We start from the raw sequence: 15,421 nt of genomic DNA, 5'->3' as shown, positions 1-15,421 counted from the left end.
ATTGCGAGATCTGTTTCCGCTTGAACGCTTACCCCATTAAACGCTAATGATATTTTAAAGTTGCGGACATTTTTACAGTATTAACCATAAAGATTACAAAATTGATACTATAGTCCGATAACGTATCCTTGAAAACCCGCGTCCTATCAAGGTTTTCTGAAAAGTGCAGAAAATGAAAAAAGGACATCAGTCCCCCCCTATAGGACTGTGCCCATTTATATTACTTTTACATAAAGCCCAATGAACACCCGGTCATCACCCGGAAGTCACGGATCTCTTACACGAAATGTAAAAAAATACATCTTTTTTCCTAAATTTTGACTCTAATAGGTCCATCCAATAATTGTGTCCAATTTGCAAAATAATTCCGGTTGCCGCATCTGGCATTGTCGGATATGCTTATAAAACAAGAACACTTGTTCCATACTGTAAATAAACTGTAAAATAACGTTGGCTGAATGAACCCCATCGCTGTACAGAAGCAGCCGAATCATGAATAAAAGGAGAGAAGTACTATGCCCCGCAAAGACGGACGTGTCATTATGCTGGCCGATTGCCAGTCATTTTATGCCAGTGTGGAGAAGTCTGCACATCCTGAATACAGAGACCGTCCGCTTGTTGTTGCGGGAGATCCTGCACGCCGTTCAGGCATTATTCTGGCAGCCTGTCCACTCGCTAAGTCCTATGGGATTACTACAGCAGAAAGGCTGGGTGAGGCTCTTGCCAAATGCCCCGATGTTGTCGTCATTCGTCCCCGGATGGCCGAATATATTCGTGTTTCCCTACACATTACCCGTATCCTTCAGTCCTATACCGATCTGGTTGAACCGTACAGCATTGACGAACAGTTTCTCGATGTCACCGGAAGTTTAGATCTGTTCGGCAGTCCCGAAACGATTGCCCGCAGCATTCAGGACAGGGTTATGGAAGAGACTGGCGTCTATATCCGCGTCGGCATCAGCGATACCAAGGTTGTCAGCAAGATGGCCTGTGACCTGTATGCCAAAAAAGTCCCCGGAGGCATCTATACATTGCCCCGCAAGGACGTGCAGACAACATTGTGGAAAAAGCCAGTTCGAGACATGTTTATGGTCGGTTCCCGGATGGGACAGCATCTCTATAAAATGGGGATTCATACGATTGGGGATCTAGCGCAGACTCCATTGTCCCGGCTGAGAGAGCGTTGGGGTGTAAATGGTGAGGTACTGTGGCGTATTGCCCGCGGGATCGATGATTCTCCGGTAAAACCCGGGACATATGCTCACCAGCAGCAGGGCATTGGACATCAAATGACATTGCCTCGGGACTATGAATCGTGGGAAGACATCAAAGTGGTGCTGCTCGAACTGGCGGAGCTGGTCAGCCGGCGTTCCCGGGACAAATCGCTCATGGGCAATGTCGTCTCTGTAGGATGTCGGGGGCAGGATTACGATCGTCCAACCGGCTTCTCCCGCCAGATGAAGGTGAATGAACCTACCAACATCACCGATGAAGTATACGATGCGGCAGCAGCTTTGTTTCTGCGCCATTGGGACGGATTACCCATTCGCCGCATCAGCGTGTCATTGACCGGACTCGTGCCCGATTCCGAAGTACAGCTGTCCTGGTTCGATGACCGTGAACGCAAAAGAGAACTGGAACGTGCCACGGATGACATCAAGCGCAAGTTTGGAGAAACCGCGATAATGCGAGCCTCCTCGCTCTGCTCCTCCGCACAGGCACAGGACCGTTCTCATAAAATTGGAGGTCACTATAAATGAGTAAAAAATTACAGCAAAACGGGATTTTTGAGTCGTCGCGCATGATGCTTCCCGAACACCGGGAAGCCTACATCATTCATCAGGAACAACTTGCTCCCCGTACCCGTCCATCTTTGGATGCACAGGCAGCGGAAGAAATGTCACGTTTGCTTAGTAACTCCATGCTGCTCGGGGATACAGTCACCATCACCCTGTTCCATGAACATGATGATATCCGCTTTACCGGACAGGTGCTCCGATTGGACTCCCCTGCCCGTACCCTTAAGCTGCTGATGGAGAGTGGGACTCGGGACATTCAGATGAATCTTATTACGAATGTGGTACTCGCGAATGAATGATGCGCGCCAAAGACCCAGACGTCAGACAGCCTTACTTTTCTGGGTGTTTGACTCGTCAATATGAACCATATCTTAAGGAGTGAAGCTTTTTTTTGGTTCACCATATTTCGCTCCCGAGGCGAATGAACTTGATATAAAGGGAGCATCCCGAATTCACCCCAGCGTTGCGGGTGTACCGGAATAGATGCAGCACGGCCATTGCTATGCAGGACCCTTTTCCTACGGGATCTGAACCAAGACTGAAGCAGCCAACAAGCCACATTCCTATCGGAATATTTCGTTCCAAAGAAGCAAAAGGACGAATTGGTGATTCATCGACTACTCAGGAGGGTAAGGGGATGACTTCGTTAGAACAAACTCCAGTCAAATTCTCTGGAAAGACGCTCAAGCAGATGCACGCCTGCAATGCTGTTTCCTTTCCGATTCAGAGCCGGACCTACAAGACCGATGCCAAACTGGCCTGGAACCAGAGTCAGAATTCCACCCGACACTCCACTCTTGGCAGGCAACCCGACCTGAATCGCGAATTCGCCTGATGCATTATACATACCGCAGGTAGTCATGAACGTTTTGGCGATCTGCACATAACGACGAGGAATAAGCTCAATCCCGGTGATCGGATCTGTCCCGTCATAAGCAAGCACCAGTGACATACGGGCCAGGTCTGCACAAGTCACCTCGATGGAGCAATGGCGGAAATAGACGGCAAGCACATCTTCGACGTCATCCTTGAGCACACCATTGTGCTTCAGAAAATAACCAAGCGAGCGGTTCAGATGGCCTGTCTCCGATTCGGACCGATATACCGCCTCGTTATAGTCCAGCCGATCATTATTCGCGAGCTTGCGGAAAAATTCCAAAATGCGCCGTGACTTCTCCTCTTTACAATCCCCGGCAATGAGGGACGATACCGTGATCGCGCCCGCATTGATCAATGGATTAAACGGAATGCCCGGTTCGACCAGTTCAAGCTTGATCATGGAATCATAATCATCGCCGGTAGGTTCTTTTCCTACATTAAAAAAGACCGCTTCCTCCCCATGATCCATCAGGGCCAGAATGAGTGTAAATACCTTGGAGATACTTTGCATCGTAAACGGGACACCACAATCGCCGGCTGACACATGATTGCCTTCGGCGTTCATGATATGTATACCCAGTTCGTCCTGTGAGGCCTTGAATAACTCGGGAATATAAGAGGCTACTTTCCCCTGTCCGGTGTGCAGACGGCTGGTCTCCAGCCATTCCGGCAACAACTGGTTCAGACGTTCCATTGCAGCATTGCTCATCTCCATCTCCTCCAAATCTCTGTATGAGCATTTCGCATGCCTCCGGATGACGAGTTCCCATCGAAGTGATGCAAAATGCCCGATATAGTATGTATTACCCGCAAGCCTGATCCCTTACCGCTTCACCTGAAGATTCAGCTCCAGAATCTCGCCGGGTAACCCATGATAATCTCCAACCCATGTGGATACAAAGTTCTGTCTGAGCAATATTCGACGTGATGCCGCATTGGACGGATCGATAACCGCATAAAGTACACCAATTCCCGCCGCCTGTGCCTGGATAATCAGCCGAGCTGCGATGGAAGTCCCGTGTCCTCTCCCCCAATGCTCCGGCAGAATCATGTAACCCATTTCCGCCCGGGACGGATCGGATTCATCCGGGATCAGTTTGGCGTAGGCCATTCCTACCCCATCTTCACCAGATATCCGATAATAGCCACAATTGTTGCCGAGATTATAATTCAGCATGGATTCAAATTCCGCAGTAGCTTCATGCTCAGGCAGAGCACGTTCGGTAATCTGTTGCATGACTTCAATATTGGACACAAGAGCATAATAATCAGCAAAATCAGATGGTGCATATTTCAAGAAATTCATGACGAATATACCTCCTCCAAATGGCTAACAAGGACTTGCTCTTTTTATTTCACCTAGAGTATACCAGAAGCCAAGTATGCATTGCACACAACCACTTCATGTACAGAATTCTCATTCCTATCGGGTCCAGCAGGTACCAAAAAAGCGGCCTCCGTAGGAGACCGCCCAGCTTGCTTTTTATAAAATAGAACTTCGTCCCCACTACGATCAGCTTGCCCGGGATGAAGGGTTAAGATTCATCTGCTGTTCACGTTGACGTGTACGACGTCCTTGACCCGGAGGCGTAATCATCAACGCCAGCAAGAGCGAGACGGCACACAGTACAGCGATCACAATAAAGGTAAGATGGAATCCGCCCAGCATGGCGCTGATAAACGATCCAGCCAAGGCACCAAATCCAAATCCCTGATAGATGACGCCGTAGTTTTTGCTCTGATTTTTCAGTCCAAAGTAATCTGCCACAATCGCCGGGAAGACCGTGATATTGCCACCGAAACAGAATGCGATAGCGGCTACACAGGCGAAGAAGATGCCAAAGCTCAGCGGTACCAGGCTCAGCGTCATTACGGCAACAGCCGTAACCAGCAGTGCTCCGGCAATAACTTTCATCCGTCCTACTTTATCCGACAACGCCCCCAGAATGATACGTCCAGCAGTGTTAAAGATCGCAACCATCGCCACCGCATTGGCCGCCGTAGCCACATTAAGACCTGCCAACTGCACACCGATGTCTTTCACAATACCGATCAGATACAGTCCACTCATACAGGCCGTGAAGAAAATAACGAACAGCATATACGCTTCTTTCGTGCGCAGCATTTCTTTGACCGTATAATCATGACGTGTTTCTGGTTGCTTCGCACCGTCCGTGCTACTTGCTGGAGCTTGTTCACGAACAACCGCTTCACGGATCAGGAACGAGCCGCCCACGATCAATACCAATACAATAATGCCCCAGTACATAAAAGCTTGAGCAGGACCAACAGCACCAATTAATGCCGAGTTCACGTATTTGAACAACAGACTGCCTGTACCAAAGGCCCCGACCGAAATACCTGAGATCAGACCTTTTCGCTCAGGAAACCACTTGATCAGGTTGGACAGGGAAGTAATGTACGCCGTACCATCCGCGAATCCAACCACAAATCCGGCCAGGATGTAGAGCAGTGTCAACGAACTCACTTGAGAACTGAGCACGAGTCCCAGACCAAGCACAACTCCGGCTACCCGAATCAGGCGACGAAGCCCCCATCGTTCTTGCAGTCGGCCGGCAAATAGTGTGGCAAATGCCAAAGCAAAGCTGGTAATCGAAAATGTTATCGCGACCGAGCTGACGTCCCATCCGAAACGATCAGACAACGGTTGATTAAATAAACTCCAGGTGTAGATGGTTCCGAGACCCATTTGTACAATGATGGTTCCCAGTACAATAAGCCAGCGGTTCATTTTCATAGTTGTAGATGCTGAATTAGGTGCGGATGAAATAGCTGCTTTCATCGTGATCTCCCCTTTGCCGATGTCATATATATGAATGCGTTCACAAGCTAATCATACATGAAAGGGGATTCATTACACCGATTTGAGCATGAGTTGCATCAGATGCGGAATGAAATGCCTCTAGATGCGCATGAGCTGCCTGAATTCTTTGACTTTGCCCCGGCTAACCGGTACTTCAGCCTCCAGATCACGCAAACGAAGCAGGTACGTATTGTTAAACCAAGGCACAATTTCACGAATTTGAGACAAATTCACGACGTAAGAACGATGGCAGCGGAAAAAGGTTTCCAGCGGTAATCGACCGTGAAAATCCGAAATACTGACCGGCATCGTAAACTCACCGTTTTTGGTATACACCTTCGTTACTTTCTCTTGTGCTTCTGCATAATAAATATCGGCGGTGTCTGTCACAATAATATTGTCATTGCGCAGCAGGTTAATGCGTCGTTCCGTCTGGATATTGGATTCCCGTGCCTGCATATTTGATGCAGACCATTCATCGTTGGCTTGAGCCGCATTGTGAGCCTGCCCATCGTCACTGCTGTGTTCACGTTTCTCCTGCTCATGATCCCGTTTGAACGCCGTTTCGAGTTTATTCAGCATCGCGGCAATTCGTTTCTCATCATAGGGCTTCAGAATATAGTCAAACGCCTCCAGCTCAAACGCTTCAGCCGCATGCTCCTTATAAGCCGTTGTGAATACGATATATGGCTTGCTCGCAAACTTTCCAATATGATGTGCCAGCATCATGCCGTCCAGCGAAGGGATATTTATATCAAGAAAAATAACGTCGACTTCCTGCTCCTGCAGAAACTTCAGCACATCCAGTCCATCTTCCAGACAATCTACCACTTCAATTTGGCTATGTTCCTGTATCAAGTAATTCAGTTCCTCACTTGCCGGAATTTCATCTTCAACAATAAGGGCTCTCATCGACAGTTCATCACCTTGTTACTACATCTCCTTTGGGTACATCAAATAAAATATCGGTTCCATGCTCCAGCCGTGTAATTGTTAACCCTTGTCCATAAATGAGCTTCACCCGACGATGCACGTTGTACAACCCGATCTGGTTGGCTGGCATCCGGTCATGGTAAACACGCTCAATAATGTCGGCTCCAATGCCTGCTCCTGTGTCACTGACCCCAATTCGCACAAAGTCAGGATAATCCTGTACCCGAATCCGTACGGTCCCGGGTCCTTTTACCTTGAGAATACCGTGGATAATGGCATTTTCCACAAGTGGCTGGATGACCAGACTTGGAATATGCACAGCCACCTCATCAATATCATAGATGACGTTAAGCCTGCTGCCGAAGCGCGCCTTCTCGATCTCCACATAATTGCGGACCTGCTCCAACTCCTTGTGAATATCGATAAGCTCATCCGATAGCTCCAGGTTATAGCGCATATATCCAGACAGATTCACAATCAATTCGCGTGCCCGATCCGGCTTGGTGCGAATGGATGAGGCAATGGCGTTCAGCGCATTGAATAGAAAATGAGGATGAATTGTGGTCTGCAATGCACGCAGCTCCGCTTTATTGGCCGCAGCCTTGATCTCCTCCACACGTGATACTTCCATCTGGGTGGAAATAATCTGGGACAGGCCCACAGCCATCGTTTGCAACGGATACGTAATCTTGTAAGCTTTGCGGTAATAGATTTTCAAGGCACCCGTTACTTCGCCCCGCTCTTTGAGTGGAATGATGAGGAGGGAGTGGATATCCGGCGTTTTTTCGTCAATGACATCATTGCTGATCGTAATCTCTCCGCTGGAGATCGTCTTCTTCGTCATCTCACTAATAATTTCATTACCGATGTGATATCGTTCCTCACCAAATCCCACATAAGCCAGTACATTTCGGGTATCCGTAATCGCAACCGCATCAGCCTGAATATCCTCCTGAATAATCCGGCAGATCGTACGCAGGGAGTCTTCATCAATGGAACGGAAGTACGGCAAGGTTTTGTTCGCAATCTCCAGCGCCAGCTTGGCCTGACGAGCTGCAATCATTTCCTTTTCCCCTTCCACACTCTGCACCAGCAGTACGATTAGCCCAATATTCACCTCACCTAATATCATCGGCAGCGCAATCTTCGAGACAATGTCGGCCCCCAGTGGATCGGGATAGGAATACAGCAGGATGAGCAGCATCGTAAGCGCCTCACAGATCATTCCGGCCGCAATACCGATCATCCAGCGCTTCGACTTAGGCGTATACTTATGTATATACCCGGAGACCAGACCTGCAAGGATACTCGTGATCAGGCACGGGATCGCCGTAACTCCATCCATATCGATTAAATATCGATGCACCCCGGACACAATCCCGGTAATGATGCCCACAGGCCCCCCGAACAGAATACCGCCAGACATAACAGCAATAATGCGCACATTCACCAGCGAACCTTCCACATTAATACCGGTATAGGTACCGAAGATAGCAAATGCACAGAATAACAACGTAACCGCAATGTACTCCTGCCATCTCAATTTTCCCTTTTGCAAAATCTGTCTAAATCGCGGTATCCTCGACAGAAAGAATAAAAATATAATCAGCAGTGCCGCCCGTTCAAACAGCCCCAGCAGCATCGTAAACATCTCCGTCAATCTGACTTCCTCCACATCCGTCAAAAATAAACGCCCTTAATCGCAGCAGCGTTTTCCTCACTTTGAAATCCATGTATGCTCGTATGCACCAGTTTACCGCTCCAATAGGAGGAAAGCAAAGTCGATCCTGTGAAAATGGAAGTAGTCGAAAGTCGCTAACCTATTGAACAGACGATACGGAATTCATTTTGCTCCAAACCATTCTCTTCCCTACCAACAAAGCTTCACTTACCTACACATAAAACTCCACTTCCAGAAATCCACTGTGTTATAATTAATTGGAACATTATGCTAATTGATTCAATGTAATTTATTTAAGAAAGGTGTATTTAAATGTTTGTAATGCTACTGATAGGCTCACTCCTGCTTTTTAGTGGTTTGTGGTACATCATTTACTTTATCTCGAAACGTACCCAAAACCCTAATCGCTCGTCTGCTCATGTGCTGAGAGTGATTTTAAGTATATCGATCCTCGTACTAATAGTTGAAAACTACATATACGAAACAGTACCTTCTAATGCCATTTTAATTTTAGTATTTATTGCATCTTTAATAGCCACTAGCCCTTATTTTGTTAAGAATAAAGAGTGATGGGATGACACCAGTTTCCTGTCTCTCTCCTATTAGAACTGGATTATAATCAACATGCTTCGTTTATCTCGCATTCCAAGGAGGAGTTTCCTTAATGAAAAATCTCTCTTGTGGTATTTTATCTCTATGTATAATTGGAGCCTTACTTCTTTCTGCATGCGGAAAAGCGGACGACAATTACCCCCTTTCCAATAGCGAAAAACCTAGCAACACAACAAGCGGAGCCCCTTCAACCAACATTACACCAAAAAACTTTGAAAGTCTGATTGAGCCAGCGGAGATTGAAGAAATTAAGGACATCACAGCGGCCGAATTTAAGAAGGGCGTCTACATTGATTTCGACAAATATAAAAGCAGCTTCTTTGACGAAAAGATTATCTCTAAGTTAAGGAACAATCTGGAATCGATTGTAGAGAACAACGAAAAAAAGTTTAAGCAGAATCTGAATAACAAGTCTTTGGAATCCATTAGAGAAGGCTTTTATTACAAAAACACAGCCGATCAATTCATGTTCTATGAGTTGGATCTTTTAGAAAAACTCGATCATCCAGAACAAATTAGAGTAGGTGTGCGCTTTGTTAGAAAGTCCTCAGACGGTAGTATTGAGAATCAAGGCATTACCTACTTCTTTACTAAAAACGAAAAAGGTGACTGGGGTATTGAAAACATAGATTAAATCCCAACTTGAAAATTTAAAGGAGATTTAATCCAATAGTATTTTGTATCAAGTAACACATGTTCTTGACTAAAACAATCAAAAGGGCGGTTCATAAGTCATCTTGCTGACTTATAAAACCGCCCCATCCATTAAAATTACTTCATACACATTCGATGTAATTTGGTTTTTATAAAATGAACTTCCAGTTACACTGTAACGGAGAGTGCAGAACCAATCTGGAGAAGCGAAGCTAAAAGCTTTCTGAAAGAAAGCTGCATCGGAAGCATACGCTGCGCCTTTATCACCGGATTTTACCCTTTCAAAGGGTAATTCAAAAAAATCCGGGGATAACAGCGATCGGAAGATGGTACTGCACTCGGAGTGGCCACGTGTAACACCCTGTAGTTCATTTTATACCACCCAACATTCCATCGAATCCCTACCTAAACATGCCCCACAACTTAATCAAATGAAACGTATTGTTCGGATCGATCTTCTGCGCAAGAACAAAAGCAACAAATTGTTCCTCCTGAGTCGCAGAAAAATTCTCGTTCAAAATGACCGCTGACGACTTGACCAGCCTTCTTACCTTGGCCTTATCCTGCAAATCGGACTTGGTGACCCCATCTATCAACTTTTTGATACGCTCTTTGACAGCGGGATTTTTCATCTTTGTTTTGATCCGCTCCACCAGCTGCGGACTAATTCCATATTGTTGGTAACCCAAAACGAACAGCACCTCCTGAATAATGAACTCACTTCTTATTCATATGACAGGAGGGCCTGTACACTTGACATTTTCCCACGGAAAATGTGGAAAACCACACATTCATAGCCCGATCAATCGATCAGATCACCCTGGAATACTTGCTGCTGCTGTAAAAAGTCACGTAAAGGAGCGTAGTCAACAGACGTCCAGAAGCTCGCATCCGCAATCAGGCTGGAGACGTCATCTCGCGCCTGCTCCAATACCTCAAAATCTGCAACCATGTCGGCAAGACGGAACTCCGGTAATCCACTTTGCTTGGTGCCAAAGAAATCGCCCGGTCCCCGCAGATCCAGATCTCGACGGGATACCTCGAATCCATCTTCGGTTTCCGTCATGACCTTCATGCGCTCCTGCCCCACCTCTGTCTTGGGGTCTGCAATGAGTACACAATAGGATGCATGAGCGCCCCGACCGACCCGACCACGAAGCTGATGCAGCTGCGATAGACCGAAGCGGTCCGCATCCATAATGACCATCAGCGTTGCGTTAGGCACATCGACCCCGACCTCCACAACTGTTGTGGAGACCAGAAGCTGAATTTCGTTGCTGTAAAAGTCACGCATCATCTCTTCCTTCTCGCCAGCCGTCATCCGTCCATGCAGCAGACCTACAAGGTACTTCGGAAAGTTCTGCTGCATCTGGATATGCAGGTCAATGGCATTCTGTACATCTAGCTTCTCCGACTCTTCAATGAGCGGGCAGATCAGATAGGCCTGACGTCCCTGGTCCACTTCTCGCGAAATAAAACCAAGAACCCGGTCCATCATGTCATGCTTGACCCAGTACGTCGAGATAGGAATCCGCCCCTTTGGACGTTCCGAGATGGTCGATACTTCAATATCACCAAAAGCTGTAATGGCAAGCGTTCGCGGTATCGGCGTCGCCGTCATCGTTAACACATCCGGGTTATAGCCTTTACGCCGCAAAATGCTGCGCTGGTTCACACCGAAGCGATGCTGTTCATCTGTAACAACAAGACCCAAGTCACGGAAAAATACATCCTCCTGAATCAAAGCGTGTGTACCCACAACGATATCGATCATACCCATCTGCAAGGATGCAATCAGATCTTTGCGCTTCCGTCCATTCACACTGCCCGTTAACAGCCCCACAGTTACGCCAAAAGGTTCAAAAAGCTTTTGCAGTGAGCGCATATGCTGTTCTGCCAAAATCTCCGTAGGGACCATCAGAGCCCCCTGAAAACCGGAACGAACGGTCGTATACAACGCAATCGCCGCAATAACCGTTTTACCTGAGCCTACATCTCCCTGCAGCAATCGATTCATCGAATACGGCGAACGCATATCATGCAGAATTTCAAGCTCTACTTTCTTCTGTGCATCCGTCAGTTCAAATGGCAAACTGCGAACAAACTCCCGAATCGTCGTATTATCCGTTGTGTGCACTACACCATCCATACGATCCCGGTTCAATGCACGATACGCCTGCATCTTGAGTTGAAACAAAAATAGCTCCTCATACACCATCCGCTGTCTGGCCTGCTGGCCTTCCCGGTTATCCTGCGGACGGTGAATCCCGGCAATCGCCTGTTTGCGAGGCATGAATCCATATTTGTTCATGAGTGATTGAGGCAGAATTTCGGGGATCATTTCCCCGAATTGGACTAACCCCTGATTAATCGTTTTGCGCATCCATGACTGCGTTAGCTTGCCGGTTACCGAATACACAGGCTGCAGCGTGCCCGATCGTCCTTCCCCTTTATCCGGGAATTCCGAGTCCGTTACGGTCATCTGCATACGTTTCTGTTCCCATTTCCCCGTAATAACAATCTCGCGATTGGGCGTAAGCTGTTCTTTCAGAAAATGCCGATTGAACCAGGTGGCTGAAATCATCCATTCTTCCGTCATCACCTTACAGGTAAGGCGTGACTTTTTGCCATAACGCTGCAACACCGGGATGCCCATCACTTTACCCTGTACCGTAATTTTGTCCCCGTCCTTCACCTCACTGAGCGAACGCAGCCGATAATCCTCATAACGGAACGGATAATATTCAAGCAAGTCTTTTACAGTAGAGATGCCAAAGGCGTGAAGCTCTCCCTCTTTGAGAGCACTCACGCCGCTAATTTGTTTTACCGATATTTCTTCCCATTTCATGTCTAATCCCTCATTCCGGAACAGGCCACATAAAGATGGCAATTACGCCAGGCCCAACATGGCTGCCAACGACAGCTCCAATATTGGTATACACCACTTCATTCAGTGTAAAATGTCCACGTAATTGCTCTGCACAAGCGATCGCTGATCCGGGGTCTGCGGTATGACCTACCGCCAGATTAACACGTTGACCCGCCAGATCCTGCTGAAACAGCTCAATAATGCGTGCCATGGCTTTTTTGTGACCTCTGACTTTCTCCACTGCGTAAATAACGCCTTCCTCATCAATGGACAAGATCGGTTTAATATTCAGCAATGTTCCCAAGATGGCCGCAGCTTTGCCAATCCGGCCGCCTTTCTGCAAATACTCCAATGTATCTACGAGAAAGAACAGCTTGCGGCTCTTCTGCATGGCTGCTACAGCCGCAGTGATCTCCGCAGCGGATTTGCCTTGTTCGGCAAGCTCGGCAGCCTGTACGACCAATAAACCATATCCATAGGATGCAGACTTCGAATCCAGTACCGTTATATCGCCCTCACGTTCCAGCAACGATTTGCCGAGCAGTGCCGATTGATAGGTACCACTCATGCCGGAAGACAAATGAATCGATACAATGGGCCGTTCCGGGTTCTCATCCAACAGCGTGTTATAGATATTCATAAAATCGGTGGGAGAAGGCTGTGAGGTTGTAGGCAGCACAGATACCTTCTCCAATTTTGCATAGAACTGTTCCGAAGTCAGATCAACGCCGTCTGCATAAGCTTCTTCCCCGAACAAAACACGCAGCGGAACAACATGAATCCCGTATTTACGGATCAGTTCTTCCGGTATATCTGCCGTGCTATCGGTTACGATCGCAACCTTGTGGCTCATCAGATCCCCTCCTCTTTGCTTAAGTGCTTCAGGACTCTACAGAGAACAAATAATAATAAACCGGCTGTCCTCCAAGATGCACCTCTACCTCAGCATCAGGATATTGTTCTTCAAGCCATGTGACAAGCGCAGCGGTAATCTCAGGGGTAGCCTCGTCCCCTTCAAGGATGGTCACCACTTCATCTCCGCTCTCCATCATCTGTTGCAGCAGACCTTCACATGCGTGCAGCATGCTTTCGTCCGTTGCAACGATCTTGGAATTATGGATACCGATGTAGTGTCCCGCTTTGATATCAAGCTCATCATATTGTGTATCTCTGACCGCATGAGTCACTTGACCGGACTGTACCCGGCTAATCGCCTCAAGCATATGGTCACGGTTGGTTTCTGCAGACTCATCCTCCTGGAAAGCAAAAGCCGCTGCCATACCCTGAGGGATCGTCTTGCTCGGAATCACAATAATTCGACGCTCATCTTCAAGCAACTCCCTAGCCTGCTCGGCAGCAAGTACAATATTGGAGTTGTTCGGCAAAATAAATACCTGTTCTGCCGCGATCGAACGCACCGCTTTCACAAAATCTTCAGTGCTCGGATTCATCGTCTGTCCACCAGACAGAACAACATCCACGCCAAGACTCTGGAAAATCTCCGCAATGCCGTCACCGGAAGATACTGCGATGAAACCATATGGTGCCATCTCATCTGCTGGGAGCACGGCTTTTTCCACGCTACGCGCCGCTTCAGGCGGAATCTCTGCGAACAGCTCAGGCGAAGGCGCAATGTCCATGCCTGCAGTCAGCAGATCACGATGCTGCTCACGCATATTGAGAATGTGAATTTGTGTGATTTCGCCATAACGGAGAGCCAGGTTTAATACATCCCCAGGTGTCTTGGAATGCACGTGAACCTTAATCACTTCATCGTCAGCAATAATAATGATGGAATCCCCGTTAACTGACAACGCTTTCCGGAATGCTTCGTCATCAAATGCAACACCTGCGTTCTCTCCAAGCTCGCGGTTTATAAAGAACTCCATGTCATACAGGAACTCAATATCTTCCGTTTCCAGTCGCGCCTGGGCAGACATTGGCATCTCTGGCACGATTACCTGCTGTGCAGGCTTCGCAGAAACCACTTCTGACGGTGCAGCCGGTTTCAATGCAGATGCCGCTACGGTTGGTTGTACGTCTCTCTGGAAGGATGTACGACTTGCCCCGTCCGTTTGCAACAGAACGTCCATAAAGCCTTCGTAAATATATACAAGCCCCTGGCCGCCTGAATCCACAACACCAACCTGTTTCAATACAGGCAGCAATTCCGGAGTCATTGCCAGTGCTTCTTTTGCTTTTAACAATACTTCATTCATTAATTCAGTTATATCATTCGTCCGTCTTGCGTAGTAGCTGGCATGTTTCGCCGCTTCCTTGGCTACGGTAAGAATGGTCCCTTCAACGGGTTTCACTACGGCTTTATAAGCTGCGTCCACACCGTTCTGCAGGGCTGCGGCGAACTGGAGTGTATTCAGTTCCTCATAAGGAGCAGCTGAACGACTGAATCCGCGGAACAATTGCGATAATATTACTCCGGAATTCCCCCGTGCGCCCATAAGCAGGCCTTTTGATAAAATACCGGCAGCTTCTCCGATGGAGGCAGAACTCTTGCGTTTAATCTCTGCGACTCCTGCACTCATTGTCAAATTCATGTTCGTTCCCGTGTCACCATCCGGCACAGGGAAAACATTCAGGGAATTGACGTGCTCTGCATGCTGTCCAAGTTGTTCCGCTCCGGCAAGTACCATTGCGGTGAAATCTGTTCCATTTAAAGAACGTATACTCAAGTGAGAATTCCCCTTCCTAGCTTGATACACGAACATCTTGCACCAAGATGTTATCTGGTCTGTTCATGCGCAAACGCTTATCGCGTTATTCTTCGTCCATACCTTGTCCGGCACAGGCATAATAATACATAATGTCAGCCGGATTAACGGTCTGGGCGGCCGGGCAACCGATATCCTGCAATTGCTCTGTTACCCCTAATTCGGGGCATACGGATATGCACCGGTATCAAGAGCCGGCATGAATGCCGCATGGAGACTGGTGCCAATGATGGAATGCCGCAGCTCACAGCGTTGCCAAAAAAGCAGACCACCGACCCTTTAAGGCCGGTTTTTTCTCCGGCTCCCCCGCGGCAACAGCCTGTTCAACGCTGTATTATGGACTATTCAACATTGTACTATATTAGACAGGAGAAATAAATAAAGTTTTTGGATCAGTTGACGAAGCTTTTTTCAATATGATATTATATTCAAGTATTGTTT

12 protein-coding genes are annotated in these 15,421 nt (G+C 47.6%); 3 read left to right on the top strand and 9 right to left on the bottom strand.

Annotation, left to right across the window (positions count from 1 at the left end; translation table 11 throughout):
* Positions 1 to 515 precede the first annotated feature (515 nt).
* Entirely contained in the window at positions 516 to 1,760 is a 1,245-nt protein-coding gene (locus tag A6049_RS15985; protein WP_063565618.1) for a DNA polymerase IV, read from the top strand.
* Entirely contained in the window at positions 1,757 to 2,098 is a 342-nt protein-coding gene (locus A6049_RS15980) for a YolD-like family protein (protein ID WP_063565617.1), read from the top strand. Before A6049_RS15985 ends, A6049_RS15980 begins: the two co-directional genes overlap by 4 nt.
* 347 nt (positions 2,099 to 2,445) lie before the next feature.
* Here A6049_RS15980 and glsA read toward each other — a convergent pair whose 3' ends face one another.
* The 5 genes from glsA to A6049_RS15955 all read right to left on the bottom strand — a co-directional run bounded on the left by glsA (position 2,446) and on the right by A6049_RS15955 (position 8,077).
* Positions 2,446 to 3,387 (bottom strand): glutaminase A, encoded by a 942-nt coding sequence (glsA, locus tag A6049_RS15975; RefSeq protein ID WP_063565616.1) that lies wholly within the window; start codon positions 3,385 to 3,387, stop codon positions 2,446 to 2,448.
* A 114-nt stretch (positions 3,388 to 3,501) separates the two neighbouring features.
* A complete protein-coding gene (locus A6049_RS15970; protein ID WP_063565615.1) occupies positions 3,502 to 3,984 on the bottom strand; it encodes a GNAT family N-acetyltransferase in 483 nt (160 codons plus the stop codon).
* Positions 3,985 to 4,191: 207 nt separating this feature from the next.
* Positions 4,192 to 5,481: an L-lactate MFS transporter gene (locus A6049_RS15965; RefSeq protein WP_179132088.1), complete on the bottom strand. Its 1,290-nt coding sequence runs from the start codon at positions 5,479 to 5,481 to the stop codon at positions 4,192 to 4,194.
* Positions 5,482 to 5,601: 120 nt separating this feature from the next.
* Entirely contained in the window at positions 5,602 to 6,414 is an 813-nt protein-coding gene (locus A6049_RS15960; protein ID WP_063565614.1) for a LytR/AlgR family response regulator transcription factor, read from the bottom strand.
* 10 nt (positions 6,415 to 6,424) lie between these two features.
* Positions 6,425 to 8,077 (bottom strand): sensor histidine kinase, encoded by a 1,653-nt coding sequence (locus tag A6049_RS15955; RefSeq protein ID WP_063565755.1) that lies wholly within the window; start codon positions 8,075 to 8,077, stop codon positions 6,425 to 6,427.
* Between the two features lie 703 nt (positions 8,078 to 8,780).
* Here A6049_RS15955 and A6049_RS15950 point away from each other — a divergent pair.
* Positions 8,781 to 9,362: a hypothetical protein gene (locus tag A6049_RS15950; protein WP_063565613.1), complete on the top strand. Its 582-nt coding sequence runs from the start codon at positions 8,781 to 8,783 to the stop codon at positions 9,360 to 9,362.
* 421 nt (positions 9,363 to 9,783) lie between these two features.
* Here A6049_RS15950 and A6049_RS15945 read toward each other — a convergent pair whose 3' ends face one another.
* From A6049_RS15945 to A6049_RS15930, 4 genes are all read right to left on the bottom strand, one after another.
* Entirely contained in the window at positions 9,784 to 10,071 is a 288-nt protein-coding gene (locus tag A6049_RS15945; protein ID WP_063565612.1) for a stage VI sporulation protein F, read from the bottom strand.
* A gap of 113 nt (positions 10,072 to 10,184) precedes the next feature.
* Positions 10,185 to 12,230 carry an ATP-dependent DNA helicase RecG gene (gene recG, locus A6049_RS15940; protein WP_063565611.1) on the bottom strand — a complete coding sequence of 682 codons (2,046 nt, stop codon included), beginning with the start codon at positions 12,228 to 12,230 and terminating at the stop codon, positions 10,185 to 10,187.
* Positions 12,231 to 12,240: 10 nt separating this feature from the next.
* Positions 12,241 to 13,104, bottom strand: coding sequence for a DegV family protein (locus A6049_RS15935; protein WP_063565610.1), 864 nt, complete (start codon positions 13,102 to 13,104; stop codon positions 12,241 to 12,243).
* A gap of 28 nt (positions 13,105 to 13,132) precedes the next feature.
* Positions 13,133 to 14,941, bottom strand: a complete 1,809-nt coding sequence (locus A6049_RS15930; RefSeq protein ID WP_063565609.1) for a DAK2 domain-containing protein — start codon at positions 14,939 to 14,941, stop codon at positions 13,133 to 13,135.
* Positions 14,942 to 15,421 lie beyond the last annotated feature (480 nt).

Source organism: Paenibacillus sp. O199 (assembly GCF_001636635.1).
Lineage (GTDB): Bacteria > Bacillota > Bacilli > Paenibacillales > Paenibacillaceae > Paenibacillus > Paenibacillus marchantiae.
This window is presented reverse-complemented; position numbering and strand designations above follow the sequence as displayed.

What these genes read in the sequence shown, in the direction of transcription:
- A6049_RS15985 (WP_063565618.1), top strand. Translation starts at nt 516, where the DNA reads ATGCCCCGCAAAGACGGACGTGTCATTATGCTGGCCGATTGCCAGTCA.
- glsA (WP_063565616.1), bottom strand. Translation starts at nt 3,387, where the DNA reads ATGAGCAATGCTGCAATGGAACGTCTGAACCAGTTGTTGCCGGAATGG.
- recG (WP_063565611.1), bottom strand. Translation starts at nt 12,230, where the DNA reads ATGAAATGGGAAGAAATATCGGTAAAACAAATTAGCGGCGTGAGTGCT.
- A6049_RS15955 (WP_063565755.1), bottom strand. Translation starts at nt 8,077, where the DNA reads ATGCTGCTGGGGCTGTTTGAACGGGCGGCACTGCTGATTATATTTTTA.
- A6049_RS15960 (WP_063565614.1), bottom strand. Translation starts at nt 6,414, where the DNA reads ATGAGAGCCCTTATTGTTGAAGATGAAATTCCGGCAAGTGAGGAACTG.
- A6049_RS15980 (WP_063565617.1), top strand. Translation starts at nt 1,757, where the DNA reads ATGAGTAAAAAATTACAGCAAAACGGGATTTTTGAGTCGTCGCGCATG.
- A6049_RS15935 (WP_063565610.1), bottom strand. Translation starts at nt 13,104, where the DNA reads ATGAGCCACAAGGTTGCGATCGTAACCGATAGCACGGCAGATATACCG.
- A6049_RS15965 (WP_179132088.1), bottom strand. Translation starts at nt 5,481, where the DNA reads ATGAAAGCAGCTATTTCATCCGCACCTAATTCAGCATCTACAACTATG.
- A6049_RS15970 (WP_063565615.1), bottom strand. Translation starts at nt 3,984, where the DNA reads ATGAATTTCTTGAAATATGCACCATCTGATTTTGCTGATTATTATGCT.
- A6049_RS15950 (WP_063565613.1), top strand. Translation starts at nt 8,781, where the DNA reads ATGAAAAATCTCTCTTGTGGTATTTTATCTCTATGTATAATTGGAGCC.